This window comes from Streptomyces sp. NPDC008079 (assembly GCF_042957385.1).
Classification (GTDB): domain Bacteria; phylum Actinomycetota; class Actinomycetes; order Streptomycetales; family Streptomycetaceae; genus Actinacidiphila.
This window is the reverse complement of the sequence record NZ_JBIBIC010000001.1, coordinates 254,847-278,300: the sequence shown is the minus strand read 5'-3', so window position 1 is coordinate 278,300 and position 23,454 is coordinate 254,847. Positions and strand designations below refer to the sequence as shown.

Genomic DNA, 23,454 nt, shown 5'->3' with positions numbered 1-23,454 from the left:
CCCCGACCGCTCATCCCGTGCCCGCTCATCCCGTGACTGTCCGTCCCCCGACCGCTCATCCCTTGACCGCTCCGGTCAGCACGCCGGTCTTGAAGTGCTTCTGCATGAAGGGGTAGACCATCAGGATCGGTACGAGGGTGAGCACCACGACGGCCATCTGGAGCGACAGCGGCGCGGTCTGCGCGTGCGCGGTGCCGAAGCCGCTGTTCACCGAACCCGGCATGTTCATCCCGTAGTTGACGTACTCCAGCAGCACGTACTGCAACGGCCACTTGGGGCTGTCCGTGGGCATGTAGAGCATGACATTGAAGAAGGAGTTCCAGTATCCGACCGCGTAGAAGAGCGTGACGACGGCGGTCACGGCCCGCGAGGTGGGCAGCACGACCGACCACAGGATGCGCCAGTCGTTCGCGCCGTCCATCCGCGCCGCGTCGATGAGTTCCGCGGAGGTGCCGGAGTAGAAGGCGCGCAGCACGAGGATGTTGAACACGGAGATCGCGCTGGGCAGGATCAGCGCCCAGTACTGGCCGTAGCCGCCGAGGCCGGTGACGACGAGGTACGTCGGGATCAGGCCGCCGCTGACGAACATGGTGACGATCAGCACCATCAGGATCGCCCGGTGGCCGAGCGACCCGGAGCGCGACAGGCCGTACGCGCACAGCACGGAGACCACCATCGAGATCGCGGTGCCGACGCCCGTGACGCCGAGGCTGACCAGCAGGGCGCGGGTGACCGCGCCGTTCTCCAGCATCAGCCGGTAGGCGTTGAGCGTCACCCCGTCCGGCCAGATCACCAGGCCGCCCGCGCGGCCGATCGCGCCCGGCGTGGAGAGGCTGGTCAGCGCCACGATCCACAGCGGCACCAGGACGGCCGCCACGACCAGGGCCAAGGTGGCGCCCTTGAAGGTCTGCCCGGCGACGCCCGGCGCCTCCTCCCACGACGGGCGCTGCGGGCCCTTGCGCGCACGGGGGTTCCGCGTACGGCCGGCGCGGTCGCCGCCCACGGTCAGTGTGTCGGTCATCTGCGGTACAACCCGTCCTCGCCGAAGGAGTGCGCCAGCCGGTTCGCGCCCCAGATCAGCAGCAGCGAGATGACGCTCTTGAACAGACCGGCGGCGGCGCCGTAGCTGTAGTTGTTGGTGGCGATGCCGTAATAGAAGGAGAAGGTGTCCAGGACGTCGGCCGCGTCGTGGCCGACCGCGCCGCGCTGGATCAGGAACTGCTCGAAGCCGACGGTCAGCGCGTTGCCGAGCCGCAGCACGAGCATCAGCACGATCACCCCGCGCATGCCGGGCAGCGTGATGTGCCACATCCGGCGCCACCGGCCCGCGCCGTCGACGGCCGCGGCCTCGTACTGGTTCTGGTCGATGGCCGCGAGCGCCGCGAGGAAGACGATGATGCCCCAGCCCGCCTCCTTCCACACCGCCTGCGAGGTGATGAGCAGCGCGAAGGTGTGCGGGTCGGTCATCACGTCCCAGGTGCCGATCGAGTGCCGGCGCAGGAACTGGTTGAGCACGCCCGCGCCGCCGAGCATCTGCTGGAAGACGGTGATCGTCAGCACCCAGGAGAAGAAGTGCGGCAGATAGACGATGGACTGCACGAAATTCCGCAGCCGTTCGCTGATCACGGTGTTGAGCATCAGGGCGAGCGCGATCGGCACCGGGAAGAAGAGGACGATCTGGACGGAGCTGAGGAAGAGCGTGTTGCGCAACGCGCCCCAGAACAGCGGGTCGTGGAAGAGCTGCCGGAACTGCTCCAGGCCCGCGAAGTCGCTGTTGCGGACGCCGACCAGCGGGTCGTAGTACTCGAAGGCGGTGACCAGGCCGAACAGCGGCGCGTAGTTGAAGACCAGCAGCAGCGCGACGGCCGGAAGGGTCATCAGCAGCAGCGACTTGTCGCGGCGCAGCCGCACGCGCCAGGTCAGGCCGCCGTGCGCCGTGCTCTCGGCTTCGCGTGAGCCCTTCTTGCCGTCGCGTGCGCCCTTGCCGGTGTCCCCGTCCGCGGCGCCCGGCTTCCCCGGTGTCCCGTCCGCCTTCCCGGTGATGATCGCGGCCACCGCCTACTGCCCCGAGCCGTACTTGTCGAGCACGTTCGTCTGCATCCACGTCGTCAACCGCGTGCCGCCGCTGCTCTTCCACGAGGAGATCGCGGCCTGCACGTCGGAGACCTTCTTCTTGCCGTGGTAGCAGTCCTTGATGGTGTCCTCGACGGCCTGGCCCGCGTCGGCGGTCGCGAAGCGCTGCGGCACGGTGATGTTCATGTTCCAGAACACCGGCTTGTACGCGGTCGCCGCCGCTGCCGCCTGCCAGGCCGCGTAGTCCTTGGTCACCTGCGGGGCGCCCGGATTGCTGATCACCGCGGAGCAGGTGGCCAGGAACGGGTACGTCTGCTGCTGGACGTCCTTCTTGCCCTCGTCGGTGAAGGTGGGCGTGCCGTTGTCCATCGTGTAGTGGACGCCCTCGGCGCCGTAGTTCACCATCGTGTACTCGGCGGAACCGTAGGGCGCGGCCAGGTAGTTGGCGACCGCCAGCAGCTCCTTGATCCGGTCCTTCGACAGCTTGATGTTCAGATAGCTCATCAGGCTGGTGGAGTTGCCGAGGAAGATGCCGGGCTTCGACGTGCCGTCGGCGGCGAAGACCTTGAACGCGCCGCGCCGGTACTTCGGATCGGCCGCCGTGCCCGCCTGCGCGTCGGCGAGGTTCCACGCGCCGGTGCCGTCACCGGTGACGACGACCTTGCCCGCGTAGAAGCGGTTCTTGCCGTCGTTGGTGTTGCCCGCGAGCGCGTCCGGGTGCATGTAGCCGGACTTGGCGAGCTTGTAGTGCCAGTCCAGCGCCTCCAGCAGCTCCTGGCCCTCGTACTTGTGGACCAGCTTGCCGTCCTTGACCGTCCACTTGTTGGGCACGCCCCAGAACGGGGAGAGATACGTCCACAGGTCGTCGAAGGCCCACACGCCGCCCTTGGCGTTCGTCAACTCCTTGCCGAGCGCGAGGAGATCGGCGGCGGAGGAGATCTCGTCCGGGTTGATGCCCTTGGCCTGGAGGATGTCGGCCCGGTGATAGGTGGTGCCCGCGACGACGAAGCCGCTGGAGAAGGACGGGATGCCGTAGAGCTTGTCCTCCCACACCCCGGCCTGCCAGGCGCCGGTCGGGATCGCGGCGAGGTTCGGGTAGTCCTTGACCGCGTCGCCCGCCAGGTACGGCGTGAGGTCGGCCAGTTGGGTGCCGGCCAGCTTGCCGACGTTGAAGTTGGCGTTCCACCAGGTGGGGAGCTGGATCCAGTCCGGCAGCTTCTTGGCCGCCGTCATCGTGGGGATGGCGGTGTCGTAGTGGTTGCCGTCGGCGGGCTTCATCGTCAGCGTCACGCCGAGGGCCTTGCTCATGGCCTGGTAGAAGGAGTTGCCCGGCTCCGGGATGGTGCCCCACAGCGGGGTGACGGCGGTGTAGCTGCCGCCCTTGCCCGGCACGCCGTCGACCGTCTTCACCGGGTTCGCCGGGTAGGTCAGGAAGCCGGGGTCGGTGGCGGTGCCCGCGGCGCCCGGCACCGCCGGGATGTCCGCCGTGACCGAGCGGCTCGCGGTGAACTGCGGCAGCGCCGCCTTCAGTCCGCTCTTGCTGCTGGTGCCCCCCTTGCTGCTCGACCCGCTTCCGCAGGCGGTCAGCAGCGGGGACAGCGCCGCGGCTCCGGCTGTCGCCGCCGCCGCGCTCACAAAGGTTCTGCGGTTCAACTGGCTGGTCATGGTGGGTCCTTCGCCGTGTGGGGTGGTCCGATCCGGGGGGACGCCGAGGGTGCGTGCCGTGGGTGCCGTTTTGCCGTGCCGGTGCCGCGTGGAGGGGGCGAGACGCCGGGGAGCGTGTCGAAGAGGACTGTCGAAGCGCTTCGATGTGTCGGCGACAGTAACCACGTGTTTCGGTTCCGACAAGAGTTCTGACGCGACTGTCCGGCGGGCGGATTCCGGCCTCGTACGGTCCTGCGGACATCATCGCCGCCCTGGTCAGGGCGTTCGATGAATTCGACAGCGGTGCGCCGGACGGAGGTTGTGCGCGACCCGTTGACACCCTCGTCGGCGGCGTGTCAGCTTCAGCGAAGCGCTTCACCACGTCACCGGCCCAAGGGGTTTGCCTCAGTGAGTACGACGCCCGTGCACGACCGGCCGTCCTTCCGCGACGCGGAACTGCCGCTGCGCGAACGGGTCGAGGACCTGCTCGGCAGGCTCACCCCCGACGAACGCGTGGCGCTGCTGCACCAGTACGCCCCGGCCGTGCCCCGGCTGGGCATCGCCGCCTTCCGCACCGGCACCGAGGCGCTGCACGGCGTCGCGTGGCTCGGCACCGCCACCACCTTTCCGCAGGCCGTGGGCCTGGGCGCCACCTGGGACGAGGAGCTGACGCACGCGGTCGCGACGGCCGTCTCCGTCGAGCAGCGCGCCTTCCACCACCACAGGGCCGCACCCATCGGCGCCGGGCCGATCAGCCTCCAGGCGTGGGCGCCGGTGGTGAATCTGCTCCGCGACCCGCGCTGGGGGCGCAACGAGGAGGGCTACGCGGAGGACCCGCTGCTCACCGCGCGCCTGGGCGACGCCTACTGCCGGGGCATGGCGGGCGACGACCCCGAGCACCTGCGCACGGCGCCGATCCTCAAGCACTTCCTCGCCTACAACAACGAGGACGACCGCTGCGTCACCTCCTCGGGGCTGCGCCCGCGCGTGCTGCACGAGTACGACCTCGCCGCCTTCCGCCCAGCCGTCGCCTCGGGCGCCGCGACCGGCGCGATGCTCGCGTACAACCTGGTCAACGGCCGTCCCTGCCACGTCAGTCCGCTGATCGAGTCGGAGCTGCGGCGCTGGGCAGCGCCCACCGGGCACGAGCTGTTCGTGGTCAGCGACGCCGAGGCGCCGAGCAATCTGGTCGACCCCGAGCACTACTTCACCGACCACGCCGAGTCGCACGCGGCGGCGCTGCGCGCCGGGGTCGACAGTTTCACCGACCACGGCGAGGACTCCGCCGTCACCGTCGGCCGCCTCCAGGAGGCGCTGCGGCGCGGGCTGATCGACGAGGACGACGTGACGCGCGCGGTACGGCGGCAGCTCGCGATCCGCTTCCGGCTCGGCGAGTTCGACCCGGAGCGCGACCCGTACGCGGCCATCGGCTGGGACGCCGTCGACTCGCCCGCGCACCGCGAACTCGCCCTGCGCGCGGCCACGGAGGCGGTGGTGCTGCTGAAGAACGACGGGACGCTGCCGCTGGAGCCGGTCGCGGGGGTACGGCACAAGGTCGCGGTGATCGGGCCGCTAGCGGGCACCCTCTTCGAGGACTGGTACAGCGGCACGATGCCGTACCGGATCACGGCCGCCGACGGGCTGACGGCCGCGCTGGCCGCGCGCGGCGACGAGGTGACCGCCGTGGTCGAGGGCGTCGACCGGATCGCCCTGCACGCCACCTCGTCGGACGGCGCGCTGTCGGTGCCCGCCGCCGACCCGGCGGGCCCGCTGCTGCTCGCGGCCCCGGCGGCCGAAGTCCCGGCCGACGACTTCTGCTTCGACGTCTTCGACTGGGGCGGCGGTGTGCTGACCCTGCGCAGCGCCCGCACCGGCCGCTATCTGACCGCGCGCGACGGAGGTGTTCCCAGCGACGGCGACGAAAACGCTTCCGAGCAAAGAGTGTTGACGGCGGATCAGACGCTGCCCAACGGCTGGGACGTCCAGGAGACCTTCCGCATCGAGGAGCGGGCGGACGGTACGGAGCTGCTGCGGCATATGCACAGCGGCCGGTACGCGGCCGTGGACGGGGCGACCGGGCGCGTGACGGTGAGCGCCGACACCCCCGCGGAGGCAGAGAGTTGGCGCCGTACGGTCGTACGCGACGGGATCGCGCAGGCGCGGGCCGCCGCCGCGGCGGCCGACACCGCCGTCGTCGTCCTCGGCAACGACCCGCTGATCAACGGCCGTGAGACGCAGGACCGCCCCGACACCGACCTGCCGCCCGCCCAGGACGCGCTGCTGCGGGCGGTCGCCGCCGCGCAGCCGCGCACCGTACTGGTCGTGACCAGCAGTTATCCGTACGCGCTCGACTGGGCGCAGGAGCGGGTGCCCGCGGTGCTGTGGACCGCGCACGGCGGGCAGGAGAGCGGCCGGGCGCTGGCGGCGGTGCTGCTCGGCGCGAGCGAGCCGACCGGGCGGCTGCCGCAGACCTGGTACCGCGGCGGCGACCCGCTCCCGCCGCCGCTGGACTACGACATCATCACGGCGGGCTGGACGTACCAGTACCACCGGGCGCCCGCGCTCTACGGGTTCGGGCACGGCCTGTCGTACACCACGTTCGGCTACGAGGACCTGCGGCTGTCGGCGGCGCGGATCGCGCCGGGCGAGCCGGTGACGGCGACGGTGACCGTCGTCAACACCGGGGAGCGCGCGGGCACCGAGACCGTGCAGCTCTACACCCGTGCGGTGGACGCCCGTTACGACGCGCCGCTGCTGCGGCTCGCCGCCTTCCGCAAGGTGCGGCTCGCGCCGGGCGAGCGGCGCGAGGTGAGCGTCGAGGTGCCCGCCGACGCGCTCGCGCACTGGGACGTCGGGACCGGCGCCTTCACCGTGGACCCGGGCGCGTACGACGTCCTCGTGGCGCGCGGGGTCCAAGACGTCGCCGCGACCGCCCGGCTGGAGGTCACCGGCCCGACTCCCGCTCCCCGTACGGCGGTCGGAGTGCGCGTGGCGGCCGTGGACTTCGACGCCTGTACGGGGCTGCGGCTGCTGGACGCGGGCCCCGTCTCCGGTGACGCGGTCGGCCCCGCGGCGCCGGGGGAACCGGCCACCGCCGTCTTCCGGGACGTCGGCCTGACCGGGGCGCGTACGGTCGCGGTCGAGGTCAGCCGTCCGGCGGCCGAGGGCGGGTCCTGCGCCGTACCGTCCCGGATCGAGCTGCGCTGCGACGGCGCGCCGCTGGCCGCCTTCACCCCGCCGCCGACCGCCGACCGGCACACCTGGACGGAGCTGACCGCGCCGCTGTCCGCCCCGCCCGGCCCCGGCCCGCACACGCTGACCTGGACACTGACCGGAGACGCGCTGCTGGCCGGGTTCACCTTCGCGGAATGAGCCACGGCGCGCATTGAACGGCCGCGCTTCTTAATTCGTTCGCTTTCTTCTATTGGACGACTGCCCGCCCGACGGGTGAAGCTGGAGGTCCGTTGTCGTCGTAGGTGGAATGAGAGAGGCGCGAAACCATGCAGAGCCGTCGTATCGGTGCCGTCGAGGTCAGCGCGATCGGGCTGGGCGGGATGCCCATGTCGATCGAGGGGCGCCCGGAGGAGGCACGTTCCGTCGCGACGATCCACGCGGCGCTCGACGCCGGGGTGACCCTGATCGACACCGCGGACGCGTACCACTGGCACGCCGACGAGGTCGGGCACAACGAGTCGCTGATCGCGAAGGCGCTGGCCTCGTACGGCGGCGACAGCGACGGCGTGCTGGTCGCGACCAAGGGCGGCCACCTGCGGCCGGGCGACGGTTCGTGGACGCTGGACGGCAGGCCCGAGCACATCAAGGCGGCCTGCGAGGCGTCGCTGCGGCGGCTCGGGGTCGAGGCGATCGGCCTCTACCAGTTCCACCGGCCCGACCCCGCCGTGCCGTACGAGGAGTCGGTGGGCGCGCTCGCCGAGCTGCTGGACGCGGGCAAGATCCGGATGGCGGGCATCTCCAACGCGAGCCCGGACCGTATCCGGCTGTCCCAGGAGATCCTGGGCGGGCGCCTGGTGTCGGTGCAGAACCAGTTCTCGCCCGCGTATCGCTCCAGCGAGCCGGAGTTGACGCTCTGCGACGAGCTGGGCATCGCCTTCCTGCCGTGGAGCCCGCTCGGCGGTATCGCCCACGCCGGTGAACTCGGCTCCTCCTACGGGGAGTTCGCCAAGGTCGCCGCCGCGCACGGCGTCAGCCCGCAGCAGGTCTGCCTGGCCTGGCTGCTCGCGCTGTCCCCGGTCGTCGTCCCGATCCCCGGCTCCAGCCGCCCCGAGACCATCCGCGACTCGGTCGCCGCCGCCGAACTCACCCTGGACGCCGACGAGATCGCCCGGCTCAGCGCCGCCGGCTGACGGTCCGCCCGCGCCTTCGCATTCCGCAACCCGAGAAGAGGAAGTCTGTGCGTTACCGCGAACTGGGCCGCAGCGGCCTGTCCGTGTCGGAGATCGGCTACGGCGCCTGGGGCATCGGCGAGGGGGCGTGGGTGGGCGCGACCGAGGACGAGTCGGTGCGCGCCCTGCACCGGGCCGTCGACCTCGGCGTGAACCTCATCGACACCGCCCGCGGCTACGGCGAGAGCGAGCGCATCGTCGGCCGGGTCGTCCGCGAGCGGGCGGCGGCCGGTGACGAGATCCTGGTCGCCACCAAGGTCCCGCCGGGCAACGGCACATGGCCCGCGCCCGCCGGGGTGACCGCGGAAGAGGCGTTCTCCGGCGAGCACATCCGCGCCAGCCTGGAGACCAGCCTGCGCGCCAGCGGCCTCGACCACTTCGACGTGCTCCAGTTCCACGTCTGGCGGGACGAGTGGGTCGGCAGGGGCGACTGGCTGGAGACCGTCGCCGACCTCAAGCAGCAGGGCAAGATCCGGCTGTTCGGCGTCTCGATCAACGACCACGAGACGGACAACTCGCTGGCGCTGGTCCGCAGCGGTGTCGTGGACACCGTCCAGGTCATCTACAACATCTTCGAGCAGACGCCCGCCGAATCGCTGCTGCCCGCCTGCCAGGAGCACGGCGTCGGCGTGATCGTCCGCGTCGCGCTCGACGAGGGCGGTCTGACCGGCGCGGTCACGGCCGGTACGACCTTCCCCGAGGGCGACTTCCGCAACCGCTACTTCCGCGGCGACCGCCCGGCCCAGGTCGAGCAGCGCGTCCGGGCGATCGTGGACGACCTGGGCATCGCCCCCGACGCCATCGCCGAGACCGCCCTGCGCTACGTCCTCAGCGCGCCGGCCGTCTCCACCGTCATCCCCGGCATGCGGTCGGTGCGCAATGTCGAGCGCAACACCGCGGTCAGCGACGGGACGCCGCTGACCGACGAGCAGCTCGCGATCCTCGCCAAGCACCGCTGGCAGCGGAACTTCTACGCGTCGTAGCGGGCTGTCGCCTCACCACGGCGAGCCACCGCGAGCCACGGCGAGCAACCGTGAACCCCGGCGAGCCACCGCGACACACTGCTCATCACCGCTCACCGACTGCTCACCACTCCTCGGCGCCCCGCGCCGCTTCGCGCGCCGCCGTATGCGACGCTGCATGCGTCGCCGTATGCGCCGCCTCCTGGGCGTCGAGGAGTTCGTCGCCGTGGTCGAGGGCCCAGCGGCCGAGCGCCCGCATCGGGCCGTCGACCAGGCTCTCGCCCAGCGCGGTCAGCCCGTACTCGACGCGCGGCGGCGCCTCCGCGTACGCCCGGCGGCCCACCAGGCCGTTCCCGAGCAGTCGGTGCAGCGTCTCGGTCAGGACCTTGTCGCTGATCCCGCCGATCGCGGCGCGCAGCGCGCGGCGGCGGCGCGGGCCCGTGCGCAGCGCCGCGAGCACGACCGGGTCCCAGGTGTGGGCGAACAGGTCGGTGGCCGCGCGCAGCCGGCAGTCGGCGACCCGTTCGTAGCAGTGCGCGCCGGGGCTCTCGCGCGTCTCGTCGGGGCTCTCGTGAGGGCTCATCGCGCCACCCATCATGGTCCGTCCCTCGCGCACCGGCCGGTGCGTATCGGCTTCCCTACCGTATCCGTCAGACGATCGCCGCTGGTCACGGCGCCGGGCGGGGACTGGTCGCAGCGCGGGTCAAGGCGCTGGTCACGGCACAGGCCACGGGCGCGGCGCGGGCCACGGCACAGGGCACGGGCGAGGGAGCGAAGGATGCGGATCGGGATTCTCGGTACGGGAACGCTGGCGCGGGCGCTGGGCGAGGGCTGGCTGCGCGCCGGGCACGAGGTGGTGGTCGCGGGGCGCTCGACGGCCAAGGCGGCGGCGCTCGCCGAGGCGCTGGGCCGCGGCACGCGGGCCGTCGCGCCCCGGACGGCCGTCAGCGGGCGGGACGCGGTGCTGCTCGCCGTCGCCTGGGACGGCGCGGAGGACATGCTGGGCGCGGCGGGCGCGGACGAGGGACTGCTGGCCGGGACGCCGCTGATCGACCCCACGAACGCGGTGGCGCACGGCGCCGGAGTCCTGCTCACGGGGCCCGCCGAGTCCATGGCCGGGCGCGTCGCCGCCCGCGCCCCCGGCGCGCATGTGGTCAAGGCGTTCCACCTCTTCCCCTCCACCCAGTGGACCGACCCCGTCGGGCCCACCGTCACCGTCCCGATCTGCGGCGACGACCCGGCCGCGCTGGACGTGGTCGCCCGCCTCGTCCGGGACGTGGCCGCGACCCCGGCCGTCCTCGGCGGACTGGACCGGGCCCGCCAGGCCGAGGAGGTCGCGGGCTTCGTCATCACCCTGGCCTTCGCGGGCCACGACCCCAACGCGGCCGTCCCGGTCGTCCCGTCCCCGGTCGCGTAACGCCCGCCGAATCCGCGTCCGAAGTGCCCTGATCCTTCTACCAGTTGGTGAAGGCGCCGTCCGGCGTGCGCAGATGGGGCCGCTCGGTCGTCGTGGCGCGGTGGGCGCGGGCGGCGTCGCGGTCGAGGGTGACGCCGAGGCCCGGCGCGTCGGTCGGCGTGACGCGGCCGGGGGAGATGGCCGGGCGGCTGGGGAAGAGCGCGGCGATGGCGGGCTCGGGGTCCGTCTGGTGCTCCTGGATCGCCACATTCGGGCAGGCCAGGTTGAGTTGGAGCGAGGACGCGGCGGTGACCGGGCCCAGCGGATTGTGGGTGGCGAGCTTGATGTGGTGGGTCTCCGCCATCGCGGCGATCTTCTTCGCCTCGGTCAGCCCGGCCGCCACCCCGATGTCGACGCGGGCGTAGTCGATCAGCTCCTCCTCGATCAGGGTCCTGAACTCCCATTTGGAGCCGTACTGTTCGCCCGCCGCCAGCGGTACGCCGGTCCGCGCGCGCAGCATCCGGTAGCTCTCGGGGTTCTCGCTGCGCAGCGGGTCCTCGACGAAGTACGGGCGGGCCGCCTCGATCTCGCGGCACAGGGTGACCGCCTCCGGCGGGTCGAGCCGGGTGTGCACGTCCAGGATCAGCTCGATCTCGTCGCCGAGCGCGTCCCGCACCGCGTGGAACAGGCTCACCGAATCGCGCAGGCAGCGCCGGGCGTCGAGGACGTCGTCCACGTCGTGCGGCGCGGAGAAGCGCACATGCCGCCAGCCCTCGGCGACCAACTCCCGGCAGCGGTCGAGGAATCGCTCGCGGTCGTGGTAGTCGTCGCCGACGTGCACGTACGCCGGGACCCAGTCCCGTACGCGTCCGCCGAGCAGGTCGTGCACCGGCACGCCGAGCGCCTTGCCGCGGATGTCCCACAGGGCGACGTCCACGGCGGCGATGGCGGCGCCGATGATGCGGTCGGCGGGGAAGAAGCCGCGGCGGAACATCACCTGCCACAGGTGCTCTATGCGCCGCGGGTCCTCGCCGACGATCAGCTCCGCGAGGTGTTCGAGGCCGCCCGCGACCGCCCGCTGCCGGGATCTGATGCCGACCTCGCCCAGGCCGTGGATGCCCTCGTCGGTGTCGACCACCACCAGCATCATGCTGTCGCCGTGGTCGGGGAGGGTCAGCACTTCCAGGCCGGTGATCTTCATCCCGCTCCTCCGTGAGTGAGGCCCCCGCGAGTGAGGCACTGTGCGCGGCGCCGTCCGCGGCCGGTGAGCCGCTATGAAAACGTTCCCGCAACTTCATCATGCTTGCTGAGAACGCATCATCCGCAAGGACCGCCCTGATCCGCAAGACCCTGCTGCACTGGAGATTTTCATTGCGGTAACACTCTTGACACCTCCGGGAACGTTCGCAAGGATCCACGGCATCCGGCAGCAGCGACGCGAGGAGGCGGTCCGTGGCAATCACGATCCGGGAGGTGGCGAGCGCCGCGGGCGTATCGGTGTCGACGGTCTCCCGCGCCTTCACGGCGCCCGACCAGGTGCAGCCGAAGACCCGGCAGCGCATCCTGGAGGCCGCGGCGAAGCTCGGTTACGCGCCGAACCCGGCGGCGCGCAGCCTGCGCGGCGGCGGCACGGGCACGCTCGGGCTGATCATCCCCGACATCGCCAACCCGTTCTTCCCGCCGATCGTCAAGGCGATGCAGGCCCGCGCCCGGCGGCTCGGCTACACCGTGCTGGTCGCCGACAGCGACGAGCGCGAGGCCGATGAGCTGGAGACGATCGCGGCGGTCTCCAAGCGGGTCGACGGCCTGGTGCTGTGGGCGTCCACGCTCACCGAGGACCGGCTGGGCGAACTGGCCGACCAGATGCCGCTGGTGGTCGTCAACCGCCATGTGCCCGGCATCCCCGAGGTACGGATCTCGCTGTCGGCCGGGATCGCGCAGGCCGTGGAGCACCTGCGCGCGTACGGCCACCGCCGGTGCGTGTTCATCAACGCCTCACGGGACGAGCTGAGCCGCGGCAAGTCCATCCACGAGTCCTTCGAGGCGCAGGACGTCTCCTTCGTCGAACTCGGGCCCTACGAGCCGCGGTTCGAGACCGGCGTGCTGGCCGCCACGCTGGTCGCCGCGCACGGCGCGACGGCCGTGCTCGCCCACAACGACCTGGTCGCCCTCGGCGTCCTGCACCAGATGGCGAGCCTCGGCGTGAGCGTGCCCGGTGACGTCAGCGTCATCGGCATCGACGACACCCTGCTCGCGTCCGTCTCCACCCCCAGCCTCACCACCATCAGGATCGACCCGGAGGAGGTCGCCACCCGGGCGGCCGACCTGCTCCTGGAGACCATCGCGGGCCACGGCGCGGCGCGTGCCGACGTGCCCGCCGACCCGCGGGCCACCCCCTTCGTGGAGATCGGCTCCCGGCTGGTCCCCCGCGCCTCCACCGGGCCCGCGCCGGGCCGCTGAGTCACCCGCCGTACCCGCGGCCACCGGCCGCCACGGCGCACATCGGCGCGACCCGCCCCGGGAACCGCGTCCCCCCATTCACAGCAAGGCACCCCGCACCGACCTCACCCTGCCCTCCGTGGAGACGAAATGTCCAGACAATCCCGTAACGCGGCCCTGCTCGGCTGCACCGCCATAGCCGTGTCCGTGGCCCTCACGGCCTGTTCCGCCGTCACCCCGAGCAAGTCCGGCGGCGGCGACGGCGGCGACCTCACCCTCCGCGTCCAGGGCATGCCGCCCGCCACCGATAAGGCCGCGCTGACCCTCTTCAAGCAGCAGGTCGCCGACTTCGAGAAGGCCAACCCCGGCATCAAGGTCAAGGGCTCCACCACCGTCTTCGACCCGCTGACCTTCTCCGCCAAGCTCGCCGGCGGCAACGTCGAGGACGTCATCAAGGTCCCGCTCACCGAGCCGCAGCGGCTGATCCAGCAGAAGCAGGTGCAGTCGATCAGCGGCCAGCTCCAGTCGTGGGACCACTTCAAGGAGTTCAACCCGCAGGTCCTCAAGCCGCTGAGCGACAGCGCGGGCCAGGTCTACGGCGTACCGCAGAATCCTTACGCCCAGGGCCTGGTCTACAACCGCGCGCTGTTCAAGGCCGCCGGGCTCGACCCCGACAAGCCGCCCACGACGTGGGACGAGGTCCGCGCCGACGCCAAGGCGATCGCCGCGAAGACCGGCAGGGCGGGCTTCGTCCAGGAGTCCAAGGACAACCAGGGCGGCTGGCAACTCGCCATGCTCTCCTACGCGTTCGGCGGCGACCTCGAACAGCGGCAGGGCGACACGTACACCGCGACCCTCACCGGCGAGGCCACGAAGAAGGCGCTCGGCCTGCTCAAGGACATGCGCTGGAGCGACAATTCGCTCGGCCGGAATCTGCTGAACAACCAGAACGACGTCATCAAGCAGTTCGCGGCCGGACAGGTCGGGATGTTCATGGGCAGCCCCGGCACCTACCGGCTGGCCAAGACGCAGTTCGGCATGGAGAACACCGACGACTTCGGCGTCGCCTCGATGCCGCAGTCCGGCGGCAACGCGACCCTGACCGGCGGCGACATCTACATGGTGCCCAAGTCCGCCGACACCAAGCACGCGGCGGCCGCCGTGAAGTGGCTGACCTTCGCCTACGCCGAGCCGCAGTACAGCACCGAAGCCGCCGCGGGCCAGGCCAAGGCGCTGGCGGCCGACCCCAAGTCGGCGGTCGGCGTACCGACGTTGCCGGTCTTCGACACCGCGCGGCAGACCGAGATCAACGCGGCGATCAAGCCGTACGTGAACGTCGAGCTCGACAACTTCGCGCCGTACACCCAGGGGCTGGGCACGCTCGACCTCAAGCCCGAGCCGCCGTACGAGGCGCAGACGCTGTACACCGCGCTCGACCCGGTCGTGCAGGCGGTGCTCACCGACCGCGGCGCGGACGTCGACGCGCTGCTCGCGAAGGCGGAGAAGGACGTCAACGCCAAGCTCGCCACCGACCAGTCCACCCAGAAGTAGCCGTTCATGAGCCTGCTCACCCACTCCCGGCGCGCCGCGCCCGCACCCGTCGCCCCCGCCAAGGGGAGCGCGGGCCGCCGCCGCGGCGGGACCGCCGCGCGCAAGCAGATCACGGCCTGGCTGTTCCTGCTCCCGGCCGTGCTGGTCTTCGGGCTGTTCGCCTGGTGGCCGATCGTCCGCAGCCTGCTGCTGAGCTTCCAGCGGACCAATCTCGTCGATCCCGCCGTCTGGGTCGGCTTCGACAACTTCCGCGCGGTCTTCGACGATCCGCTGCTCGGCACCGCCGTCGGCAACACCCTGTTCTTCGTCGGCCTCGGTCTGCTGATCGGGTTCCCCGCGCCGCTGATCCTGGCCGCGGTGATGTCGACGGTACGGCGCGGCGCGGGGGTGTACCGCTTCCTGGTCTATCTGCCGGTCGTCATCCCGCCCGTGGTCGCGATCCTGCTGTGGAAGTGGTTCTACGACCCGGGCAGCGGCCTGTTCAATACCGCGCTCGGCAAGGTCGGCCTCGGCCCGTACACCTGGCTGGAGTCCTCCGACACCGCGATGCTCTCGCTGGTCCTGGAGGCCACCTGGGCCGGGATGGGCGGCGCCGTGCTGATCTACCTGGCCGCGATGGTCGGCATCCCCGGCGAGCTGTACGAGGCCGCCGAGGTGGACGGCGCGGGCGTCTGGCGCCGGATCTGGCACATCATGCTGCCCCAACTGCGCTCGGTCATCGGCCTGTTGCTGCTGGTCCAGCTCATCAACACCGTGCAGGTCTTCACCGAGCCGTACGTCTTCACCGGCGGCGGCCCCGACAACGCGACGCTGACCGTACTGCTGCTGATCTTCCGCTACGCCTTCCAGGACGGCGAGTACGGCCAGGCCGCCGCGCTCTCCTTCCTGATGGTGCTCGCGCTGGGCCTGCTGTCCGGGGTGTATCTGCGCGCCACCCGCGGCTGGAGCACGTCATGACCCTGCTGAGCGAATCCCTCACCACCTTCGTCTCCGCCCACGACCGGCGGCGGCCCGGCGTACGGGCGGCCGTCCGCTCCGTCCAGGCGCTAACACTGATCCTGCTGCTGCTCATCGGCATCGGACCGCTGTACTGGATGGTCAAGGGCGCGGTGTCCGCGCCCACCGAACTCACCAACCACCCGCTGGCGTTGTGGCCCGACCGGCCGCGGCCGGGCAACTTCGCCACCGCGTACACCGACCTGAGCGTCGGCCGCTATCTGATGAACACCTTCCTGGTGGTCGGCGGATCGTGGTTCGTACAGCTCTTCGTCTCCGCGACGGCGGGCTTCGCGCTGTCGGTCCTCAAGCCGCGCTTCGGCAAGGCCGTCTACGGCGCGATCCTGGCCACGATGTTCGTGCCGTACACGGTGAACATGGTCAGCCTCTTCATGACCGTCATCGACCTGCCGCTGCTGCACCTCAACCTCGGCGACACGTACTGGGCGATCTGGCTGCCCGCCGGGACCAACGGCTTCACGGTGCTGCTCGCCAAGCAGTTCTTCGACGCGCTGCCGAAGGAACTCTTCGACGCGGCACGGGTCGACGGGGCCAACACCTGGCAACTGCTCACCAGGATCGTGCTGCCGATGAGCAGGCCGGTGCTCGCCGTGATCAGCCTCCTCGCGGTCATGCACAGTTGGAAGGACTTCATCTGGCCGCTGGTCGCGCTCACCGATCCGGAGAAGCAGCCGATCAGCGTCGCCCTCGCCCAACTCGCCACCCAGGCACCGCAGGACCAGCTCATCGCGGCCATGGTGCTCGCCGTCGCGCCGCCGATCCTGTTCTTCGCCGTCGGCCAGAAGTACATCGTCGCCGGGCTCGGCTTCACCGGCGTCAAGGGCTGAGTAGGCCCGCACCCCCCCCGCTTCATCCACGCACCTTCTCTTCGGGACAAGAGAGAGGCACCTCCATGCCAGTCGCACGCCGTACATTCCTCCAGGGCACGGCCGTCGCCACCGGGGCTGCGCTGCTCCCGGCCGTCGCCGCCCAGAACGCGCACGCCGCGGGCGCGGTCACCGTCTCCGCCGACGGCATCACGCTCGTCGGCCAGAGCGACGGCAGCGTCCTGATCAGCGACGGCTCGGGCACCGCCCGCGTCCTGATCAGCCACTTCATGATCAAGGACAGCGTCCTCGGCCAGCAGCGCACCTACGGCGGCACGCCGACGCAGGTCACGCTGCCCGACGGCCGCCCCGCCGTGCGGATCACGTACACCATGGGCAGCGGCGCGTCCGGCGTCACGGTGCGCGGCACCTTCGACGTCACCGCGCACAAGGCCCACATGTCCTGGGAGGTCGGCGGCTCCACCACCCTGACGCCCACCGGCTTCATGGTCGCCCGCACCGTCCAGACGCCGAGCGCGGCCGAGTCGTACGAGGCGCTGACCACCTGGACGAAGGACCCGCGCGGCGGCATCCCGTACGAGGTCAACGCGGGCGCCGCGTACACCGAGACCTGGTCCGACACCCGGGGCTCCTTCTGCCTGGACGCCAGCAACTCCACCTATACGACGGCCACATGGCTGCACACCCCCGGCGCCGCTACGGGCACGGACACCGCCGCCACGACGGTGGACTTCGTCCTCGGCGGGCTGCGCCCGCGCGGCGCCGGGGTGCTGGCGGCGGGCAGGCCGCTGGGCGTGGAGGTGTGGACCGACCAGCCGTTCAACCTCTACAAGACCGCCGGGCAGACGATGACGCTCAAGGCGCAGGTGGTCAACGGCGGTTCGGCGGCCAAGCCGGTCACCGTGACGTGGTGGGCGCGGGACTTCGCGGGCACGCAGATCGCCGGCGGCACCGTCTCGCAGACCGTCGCCGCGGGCACCGCCTGGGACGCCTCCTTCCCGGTCGCCGCCCCCGCGCACGGCATCGTCTTCACCGAGGTCAGCGCCGTGAGCGGCGCCGACTCCGCGCTCGCCAGGACCAACCTGTCGGTGCTGCCCGACTTCGCCTACCAGGCGGGCGGCGAGTCGATGTTCGGCCTCGCCAACTACCCCTGGCTGCTCAAGCCGAGCCAGGCCGACGTGCTGGCGCTGCTGAAGCTGATCGGCGTGAAGCGGATCAGGATCGCCTACGCGGGCGCGCCCGGCATTGACACCGCGACCCTCGACGCCCACGGCATCCACCACAACGTGGAGCTGAGCGGTATCCCGATCGGCGGCAGCGCGGACCAGATCGCCGCCTGGGCCGACACCAACACCGCGAAGGCGACCGCCGCCGCCGCGGAGTACTTCGAGGTCGGCAACGAGGTGAACGCCCCCTGGATGGAGGGCCGGGGCGTCGAGGCGTACATCAGCGACGGGCTGAAGCAGGTCACCGACCGGCTGGCGGCGGCCGGTTCCACGATGAAGGTCATGAACGCGGGCCTCGGCGGCATGGACTACGTGTGGACCGAGAAGTTCCAGCAGGCGGGCGGCTGGGACCTCATCGACGCCTTCGCCTTCCACCCGGGGCGCGGCAACTTCACCCCCGACTACGCCCCTTCGCCCGACGACTGGGTGGAGGGCACCACCGGCACCTACTGGAACTTCCTCGGCGCGCTGCGCAAGGCCAAGGAGATCATCGCCGAGTACGGGCCGAAGGAGCTGTGGATGTCCGAGGCGTACGCCCCCACCAAGCCCAACTCCTGGTGGCAGGACACCTACCGGCACGCCGCCGAGAACGTGCTGCTGAGCCTGGCGCTGGCCAAGTCCGAGGGCGTGCGCGGCGTCAACTGGTACCAGTTGCACGACTCGACGATCCACCACCCGCAGGAGGCCGACCCGGACAACGTCGAGTTCCACTGCGGCATGATGCACCGCGACACCAGCGCCAAGCCGTCGCTGCTGGCGTACGCGACGGCCGCGCGCGTCCTCGACCAGGCCACGTACGTACGGCCGTTGGTCTTCGCCGACGCGGACGTGAAGGGGCTGCTGTTCACCACGCCCTCGGGCCCGGTGTCGATCCTGTGGACCCGCAAGGACGGCTACGTCCTCAACGCCGACCACGGCGCCGACTCCTGGTACGCCTCGCCCGAGCCGTGGACCGACCCGTGGCCGACGAAGACGCAGGTCGTCGCGCACTCCGGGACCGTGGCCGGGACGGTGCGGGAACTCAACTGCGTCGGCGAGGAGCGGACGTTGAACGCGGCCGGCGGGAAGGTCACGCTCACCCTGGACGGAGCGCCGCGCGTCTACTACGGCCTCGCCGCCAACCCCGACTGGAAGTAAGCACGTCATGAGGGGCCGAGAAGAGTCATGAGGACGTCATGAGGAACGACACCGCACGGCACGACATCACCGTCGTCGGCGGCGGCCTGGCCGGGGTCTGCGCGGCCGTCGCCGCCGCCCGGCTGGGCCGGACCGTGGCGCTGGTCAACAACAGGCCGGTGCTCGGCGGCAATTCGAGCAGCGAGGTCCGCGTGTGGGTCTGCGGTGCCACCGGGCACGGCAAGAACCACCACGCCCGCGAGGGCGGCATCATGGGCGAGCTGTTCGTCGAGAACCAGTACCGCAACCCGGACGGGAACCCGTACTACTGGGACACCGTGGTGCTCGACGCCGTGCGCGCCGAGCCCAACATCACGCTGTACCTCAACACCGATGTGCGCGAGGTCGACGCCGAGGGTCCCGACGACGCGCGCCGGATCACCGCGCTGACCGGCTGGACCATGGGCTCCGAGCGGCGCGTCCGCTTCGAGAGCGAGGTGTTCCTCGACTGCACCGGCGACGGCCTGATCGGCTACCTGGCCGGGGCCAGGCACCGCATCGGCCGCGAGGCGCGCGCGGAGTACGACGAGCCGTGGGCGCCCGAGACCGCCGACGACATCACGCTCGGCTCGACGCTGCTGTTCTACACCAAGGACGCCGGCCGCCCCGTCAAGTACGTGCCGCCGGACTTCGCCAAGGACATCACCACGACGTCCATCCCGCAGCGCCGCATCATCAAGGCGGGCGACAACGGCTGCGCGTACTGGTGGATCGAGTTCGGCGGCGAACTGGACACCGTCCACGACAACGAGCGCATCCGCGACGAGCTGTGGTCGGTCATCTACGGCATCTGGGACCACATCAAGAACTCCGGCGAGTTCGACGCCGAGACCATGACGCTGGAGTGGGTCGGCTCGCTGCCCGGCAAGCGCGAATACCGCCGCTTCCTCGGCGACTACGTCCTCCACCAGGGCGACATCCTCGGCCAGACCGAATTCGCCGACCGCGTCGCCTTCGGCGGCTGGTCCATCGACCTGCACCCGCCGCAGGGCATGTACGCCACCGAGGCGGGCGCCAAACAGCGCTACGCGGACGGCATTTACCACATCCCGTACCGCAGCCTGTACTCGGTGAACACCGCCAATCTGCTCTTCGCCGGGCGGAACATCTCCGCCAGCCACGTGGCCTTCGGCTCGACGCGGGTGATGGCCACCTGCGCGACGATCGGGCAGGCGGCGGGCACGGCGGCGGCGCTGTGCGCGGACGCCGGGATCTCCCCGCGCGAGCTGGAAGTGGCGTCGCTGCACCGAGCGTTGCTCCGCGAGGACGCCTCGGTGATCGGGCTGGCCTCCGACGACCCGGACGACCTGGCGCTGCGGGCGACGACGACGGCGTCCAGCACCCTGGCGGACCTGACCGTCGAGACCTCCGACGCCACCTGGCCGCTGACCGCCGACGCGGGCCTCGTCCTCCCGGCCGACCCCGCGCTCACCGGCCTCGAACTGCTGCTGGACGCCGAGCGCGACACCGTGCTGACCGTCGAGCTGTACGACCCGGAGCTGGGGCAGAACTATGTGCCGCGCCGCCTGGTCGGCTCGGTGTCGGTCCCGGTCGCCGCCGGGCGCGGCCAGTGGGTCAAGACCGGCCTGGAGTGGGCGCCGGACACCCCGCGCAACGCCTTCGTCGTCGTCCGCGCCGACCCGGCGCTCGCGCTGCGCGTCGCCGACCGGCCGACGCCCGGCGTGCTGTGCTTCACGCGGGTGCCGCTGCGACCGCAGGACGAGTCGCCGCAGCCGCTGCGCGAGTGGACGGACTCCGGCCTGCTGCGGCGGACCTTCTGCCTGCGGGCGGGGGAGACGGCCGCGTTCGCGCCCGCCAAGGCGGTCGACGGATACGCCCGGCCGTACGCGGGCCCGCACCTGTGGGTCTCGGAGCCGGTGCGCGAAGGCGCGCGGGAATGGCTGGAGTTGGCGTGGGACGAGCCGGTCGCGCTGCGCCGGATCGAGGTCGTCGCGGACGACGACGTCAACGAGGACCTGATCAATCTGCACCACCACAGGACCCCCTTCGACACGCTCCCGACGCTGGTACGGGACTATCGGGTGGAGGTGCGCGACGCGGCCGGGGCCGACTGGCGGGTGGTGGACCGCGTGACGGCCAACCGGCGCCGCCGTCGGGTCCACGTCCTGGAGGAGCCGGTCACCGCCCGCGCGGTACGGATCGTCGTCGAGGCGACCAACGGCGCCGCGTCCGCGCACGTCGTCGCCGTACGGGCCTACAGGTAAGGGAGTTGGCGGTGGTCACAAGGGTGCTGGTCACCGGGGCGGCCGGGCGGATCGGGCGGGCGGTCCTCGCGCTGCTCGCCGAGCGCGGCGTCGAGGCGAACGCGCTGGTCCTCGACGACCCCGGCGACCTGGGCCGGCTCGGCGCGCGGCTGGTCGTGACCGGCGACGCGGCCGACCCGGAGACCGTCCGCAGGTCCCTGGACGGCGCCGACGCGGTCGTCCACCTGGCGGCGATCCCGACGCCCGAACGCAACACGCCGCAGGAGGTGTTCAGCGGCAACACGCTCGCCACCTTCTCCGTACTGGAGGAGGCCGGGCGGGCCGGGGTGCGGCACGTGGCACTGGCCAGTTCGTGGGGGGTCACGGGACTGCCCTGGACCGGCGACCCCGCCCCGCACCCGCCGTACGTCCCCGTGGACGCCGCCATGCCCGGCCAGGTCGAGGACCCGTACGGGCTGTCCAAGCAGGTGGACGAGGTGACCGCCGCCATGATGGCGCGTCGGCACGCCATGAGCGTGGTCTGCCTGCGCTACCCGTACGTCGGCGGCTTCGAGGAGCGGCTGCGGGCGCACGCGGCGCTGGTCACCGAGCAACCGGCGTACGGCGCGCGGGACTTGTGGACGTATCTGGAGGTCGGCGACGCGGCGCGGGCCGCGCTGCTGGCCCTGCGGGTGACGCAACCCGGCGCGCATGTCGTGCACGTGTGCGCGCCCGAGATCCTGGTGCCCTTCCCCACCGAGGAGTTGATGCGCCGCTTCCACCCGACGACCCGCGTACTGCGTCCGCTGCCCGGCCGTACGGCACCGGTCGACACGGCGGCGGCGCGGCGGCTGTTCGGGTTCACGGCGGAACGCCTGATCGACGGGTGAGGTGACACCGGCCGGACGGCCCCCGGGCGGCCCCCGGGCGGCGCCCGGTCGGCCCCGCGGTTGACGGCTGGTGAGGCGGAGGCCGCGCGGGCCGCTACCTTGGCCCGTACAACGCTGCCGTCTGGCCGGAGGAAAAGCACGTGAGCCGTCGCTTCGAGGAGATCGACTGGCGTCCGACGCCGATGGGCGAGATCAGCCTGCGGCGACGGCGGGACGTGGCGACCGGCGAGGACGTGCACGAGGTCAAACTCGGCGACGAGTTCCTGATGTCGAGCCTGTTCACCGCCGGTGAGATCGCGCTGTCCCGGCTCGGCCTGGCCGAACTCCCGGACGGGGACGGGGATGGGGACGGGGACGATGGAGGGGACTCGTACGCGGATGTCGCCGTCGGCGGGCTCGGCCTCGGCTACACCGCGCGCGCGGCGCTGGAGGACGCGCGCGTACGGTCGCTGGTCGTCATCGACGCGCTCGCCGAGGTGATCGGCTGGCACCGGGAGCATCTGGTCCCGCTGGGCGCGGAGTTGACGGCCGACCCGCGCTGCCGCTTCGTGCACGGCGACTTCTTCGCCCTGGCCGCCGACGCCGACGGGCTCGACCCCGAGACGCCCGGCCGCCGCTTCCACGCCGTGCTCCTGGACGTCGACCACTCGCCCGCCCACGTCCTCCACCCCCGGCACGCCGCCCTCTACCGCCCGGACGGCCTGCGGCGGCTGGCCGCCCACCTCCGCCCCGGCGGCGTCTTCGCCCTGTGGTCCAACGACCCGCCGGACGACCCCTTCACCGCCACCCTCCGTGAGACCTTCGCCACGGCCGAGGCCCACGTCGTCACCTTCCCCAACCCGCTCCAGGACGGCGAGGCGACCAACACGATCTACGTGGCGCGCACGGCGTCCTGACGTCGGCGCCGTGCTGACGGACCGTCAAGTGGGCACCGTGGTCGGGAAAGCGCGGGTCTCGGCGACCACACGGTCCTGGAACTCCGGCTCGCGCACCTGCGCGGACCGACGTGCGGGCGCTACGACCTCGGCACCCGCAGAATCCGCAGCATCGTCGTCCGTAGCGCTTCCCCCAGCTCCTCGTCGGAGAGGTCGGCGAGGAGCGGCAGGGTCTCCGGGGCGAGGAGGGCGGTGCTGTAGGCGATGCGTTCGGCGGGTGTCGGCTGCTCGCCGTAGAAGAGGGTGAGGCCGCGCCGGTGCAGTGCGGCCACCTCTTCGTGGTTCTTGGTGGTGTGCCGCGCGTCCGGATCGGTGGAGGCCATCACGGCGTAGTGCCGGTTGGTGACGAGGAATTCTGCGAAGCCGTTGACCACGTGCTCGATGCGCGCCCGCCGGCCGCGCATCGCGTCGGCGTCGTCCAGCAGCGTCTCCATCCGGCGCATGCCGGGCTGCATCGCCGCGTGCAGGATGTCGCCCTTCGCGCGGAAGTGGTAGTAGACGGCGGCCTTCGTCAGGCCCAGCTCGTCGGCGATCATCTGGAGCGAGGTGGCGTTGTAGCCGAGTTCGAGGAAGAGCCGCTGGGCGGTGTCCAGGATCTGCTGCCTGGTCTGCTCGGCCTGCGCCGCACGGGTGGACATGCCCTTGGCAGGCGTCGGCATGGTTCTTGCTCCTCCTTCGTGGGCCGCGAGGACCGCACCGCAGCATACAAGC

General features: G+C 71.6%; 18 protein-coding genes. 12 read left to right on the top strand and 6 right to left on the bottom strand.

Features of this window, described 5'->3' with window-relative positions; translation table 11 throughout:
* Positions 1-55: 55 nt before the first annotated feature.
* Genes ACFZAM_RS01090 through ACFZAM_RS01080 form a run of 3 tightly spaced genes read right to left on the bottom strand, consistent with a single transcriptional unit; the run spans position 56 to position 3,738 of the window.
* The gene (locus ACFZAM_RS01090; protein WP_355339766.1) at positions 56-1,021 is read right to left on the bottom strand and encodes a carbohydrate ABC transporter permease; all 966 of its coding nucleotides are present in this window, start codon (positions 1,019-1,021) and stop codon (positions 56-58) included.
* Positions 1,018-2,055, bottom strand: coding sequence for an ABC transporter permease subunit (locus ACFZAM_RS01085; protein WP_391041800.1), 1,038 nt, complete (start codon positions 2,053-2,055; stop codon positions 1,018-1,020). The genes ACFZAM_RS01090 and ACFZAM_RS01085 overlap by 4 nt, the downstream gene beginning before the upstream one ends.
* 3 nt (positions 2,056-2,058) lie before the next feature.
* Positions 2,059-3,738, bottom strand: a complete 1,680-nt coding sequence (locus ACFZAM_RS01080) for an ABC transporter substrate-binding protein (RefSeq protein WP_391041798.1) — start codon at positions 3,736-3,738, stop codon at positions 2,059-2,061.
* Between the two features lie 387 nt (positions 3,739-4,125).
* Between ACFZAM_RS01080 and ACFZAM_RS01075 the strand changes: the two genes are divergently transcribed.
* The 3 genes from ACFZAM_RS01075 to ACFZAM_RS01065 all read left to right on the top strand — a co-directional run bounded on the left by ACFZAM_RS01075 (position 4,126) and on the right by ACFZAM_RS01065 (position 9,103).
* Positions 4,126-7,089, top strand: a complete 2,964-nt coding sequence (locus ACFZAM_RS01075; protein WP_391041796.1) for a glycoside hydrolase family 3 C-terminal domain-containing protein — start codon at positions 4,126-4,128, stop codon at positions 7,087-7,089.
* Between the two features lie 128 nt (positions 7,090-7,217).
* A complete protein-coding gene (locus tag ACFZAM_RS01070; RefSeq protein WP_355339778.1) occupies positions 7,218-8,081 on the top strand; it encodes an aldo/keto reductase in 864 nt (287 codons plus the stop codon).
* Positions 8,082-8,128: 47 nt separating this feature from the next.
* On the top strand, positions 8,129-9,103 hold the full coding sequence (locus ACFZAM_RS01065; protein WP_391041793.1) for an aldo/keto reductase: 975 nt from the start codon (positions 8,129-8,131) through the stop codon (positions 9,101-9,103).
* Positions 9,104-9,206: 103 nt separating this feature from the next.
* On the opposite strand, the gene ACFZAM_RS01060 is transcribed toward ACFZAM_RS01065, so the two are convergent.
* Entirely contained in the window at positions 9,207-9,665 is a 459-nt protein-coding gene (locus tag ACFZAM_RS01060; protein ID WP_391041792.1) for a winged helix-turn-helix transcriptional regulator, read from the bottom strand.
* A gap of 195 nt (positions 9,666-9,860) precedes the next feature.
* On the opposite strand from ACFZAM_RS01060, the gene ACFZAM_RS01055 reads away from it, so the two are divergent.
* Positions 9,861-10,499 carry an NAD(P)-binding domain-containing protein gene (locus tag ACFZAM_RS01055; protein WP_391041790.1) on the top strand — a complete coding sequence of 213 codons (639 nt, stop codon included), beginning with the start codon at positions 9,861-9,863 and terminating at the stop codon, positions 10,497-10,499.
* A 37-nt stretch (positions 10,500-10,536) separates the two neighbouring features.
* On the opposite strand, the gene ACFZAM_RS01050 is transcribed toward ACFZAM_RS01055, so the two are convergent.
* Positions 10,537-11,679, bottom strand: coding sequence for an enolase C-terminal domain-like protein (locus tag ACFZAM_RS01050; RefSeq protein ID WP_391041789.1), 1,143 nt, complete (start codon positions 11,677-11,679; stop codon positions 10,537-10,539).
* Between the two features lie 251 nt (positions 11,680-11,930).
* On the opposite strand from ACFZAM_RS01050, the gene ACFZAM_RS01045 reads away from it, so the two are divergent.
* From ACFZAM_RS01045 to ACFZAM_RS01010, 8 genes are all read left to right on the top strand, one after another.
* Complete coding sequence (locus ACFZAM_RS01045; RefSeq protein ID WP_391041788.1) at positions 11,931-12,938, top strand: substrate-binding domain-containing protein; 1,008 nt, start codon at positions 11,931-11,933, stop codon at positions 12,936-12,938.
* A 129-nt stretch (positions 12,939-13,067) separates the two neighbouring features.
* Positions 13,068-14,468 carry an extracellular solute-binding protein gene (locus ACFZAM_RS01040; RefSeq protein WP_391041786.1) on the top strand — a complete coding sequence of 467 codons (1,401 nt, stop codon included), beginning with the start codon at positions 13,068-13,070 and terminating at the stop codon, positions 14,466-14,468.
* Between the two features lie 6 nt (positions 14,469-14,474).
* Positions 14,475-15,425, top strand: coding sequence for an ABC transporter permease subunit (locus ACFZAM_RS01035; protein ID WP_391041784.1), 951 nt, complete (start codon positions 14,475-14,477; stop codon positions 15,423-15,425).
* Positions 15,422-16,312 (top strand): carbohydrate ABC transporter permease, encoded by an 891-nt coding sequence (locus tag ACFZAM_RS01030; RefSeq protein ID WP_355339801.1) that lies wholly within the window; start codon positions 15,422-15,424, stop codon positions 16,310-16,312. The genes ACFZAM_RS01035 and ACFZAM_RS01030 overlap by 4 nt, the downstream gene beginning before the upstream one ends.
* Positions 16,313-16,377: 65 nt before the next feature.
* A complete protein-coding gene (locus tag ACFZAM_RS01025) occupies positions 16,378-18,675 on the top strand; it encodes a hypothetical protein (RefSeq protein ID WP_391041782.1) in 2,298 nt (765 codons plus the stop codon).
* A 38-nt stretch (positions 18,676-18,713) separates the two neighbouring features.
* Positions 18,714-20,939, top strand: coding sequence for an FAD-dependent oxidoreductase (locus ACFZAM_RS01020; protein ID WP_391041780.1), 2,226 nt, complete (start codon positions 18,714-18,716; stop codon positions 20,937-20,939).
* Between the two features lie 11 nt (positions 20,940-20,950).
* Positions 20,951-21,808, top strand: a complete 858-nt coding sequence (locus ACFZAM_RS01015; RefSeq protein WP_355339810.1) for an NAD(P)-dependent oxidoreductase — start codon at positions 20,951-20,953, stop codon at positions 21,806-21,808.
* Positions 21,809-21,948: 140 nt separating this feature from the next.
* Positions 21,949-22,704, top strand: a complete 756-nt coding sequence (locus tag ACFZAM_RS01010; RefSeq protein ID WP_391041778.1) for a spermidine synthase — start codon at positions 21,949-21,951, stop codon at positions 22,702-22,704.
* Between the two features lie 119 nt (positions 22,705-22,823).
* Here ACFZAM_RS01010 and ACFZAM_RS01005 read toward each other — a convergent pair whose 3' ends face one another.
* Positions 22,824-23,402: a TetR family transcriptional regulator gene (locus ACFZAM_RS01005; RefSeq protein ID WP_391041776.1), complete on the bottom strand. Its 579-nt coding sequence runs from the start codon at positions 23,400-23,402 to the stop codon at positions 22,824-22,826.
* Positions 23,403-23,454 lie beyond the last annotated feature (52 nt).